Raw genomic sequence first — 1,017 nt, 5'->3', positions numbered from 1 at the left:
GTACCGGGGATCTGGCCCGCTACCTGCCGGAGGGCAATCTGGAGTTCCTGGGCCGTAACGACCATCAGGTTAAAATCCGTGGTTTCAGGATAGAGCCGGGGGAAATTGAAGCCCGGTTGGTAGAACATCCGGCGGTGAGTGAATCGGTGGTGCTGGCGCTGGGTGACGGGCAGGAAAAACGGCTGGTGGCTTATGTGGTGGCGGAAGCTCATGAGGGGCTGGTCAACAGTCTGCGTACTCACCTGAGTGCGATTTTACCGGATTATATGGTGCCGTCGGCCTTTGTGCGGCTGGATGTGTTGCCATTGACGCCTAACGGTAAGTTGGATCGTCAGGCGCTGCCAGCCCCGGACAGTGAGGCGTTTGCCCGTCAGGTCTATGCGCCGCCGGAGGGGGAGACAGAAACCATTCTGGCGGCGATTTGGTGTGAGTTGCTGGGGATTAAACAGATTAGTCGGCACGATAATTTCTTTGCTTTGGGGGGCCATTCGTTGCTGGCGGTACGGATGATAAACCGGGTAGCGGCGTTAGGTATTGAACTGCCGCTGACCACCCTGTTTACGTCTCCTACTTTGATGGCTTTTGCTGAGGTCATAGCGGCCCGGTCTGGTCAACAGAACGCTAGCCTGCCGGCCATTCTGCCGATATCCCGCGAGGAAGCGCTGCCGCTGTCATTTGCTCAACAGCGCCTGTGGTTCCTGGCTAAGTGGGATGGTGTCAGCGAGACTTATCATATCCCGATGGCCCTGCACTTGGGTGGTCAACTGGATATCGTGGCCTGGCAGCAGGCGCTGGATACCCTGTTCGCCCGTCATGAGGCGTTACGTTCTGTTTTTGTCTCGGTTGACGGTCAGCCGCAGGTACGGCTGTTGGAAGCGGATAGTGGCTTGCCTTTATCTCAACATGACCTGCGCGGACTCCCGGATGCCGATATGGTGCTTGAGCGCTTGAGCGCCGGAGAAATCCATACGCCATTTGATCTTGACCGTGGGCCGCTTATCCGCGCCAGCCTTATCC

Annotated in this window: 1 protein-coding gene; it reads left to right on the top strand. The window is 57.6% G+C overall.

The window, feature by feature from the left end:
* On the top strand, nucleotides 1–1,017 hold a 1,017-nt coding region (locus EAE89_RS24535; protein ID WP_214086669.1), incomplete at both ends, for a condensation domain-containing protein.

The organism is Photorhabdus heterorhabditis (assembly GCF_018448905.1).
Lineage (GTDB): Bacteria > Pseudomonadota > Gammaproteobacteria > Enterobacterales > Enterobacteriaceae > Photorhabdus > Photorhabdus heterorhabditis.
The sequence above is the reverse complement of the archived record's forward strand: the minus strand, read 5'-3'. Positions and strand labels throughout refer to the sequence as shown.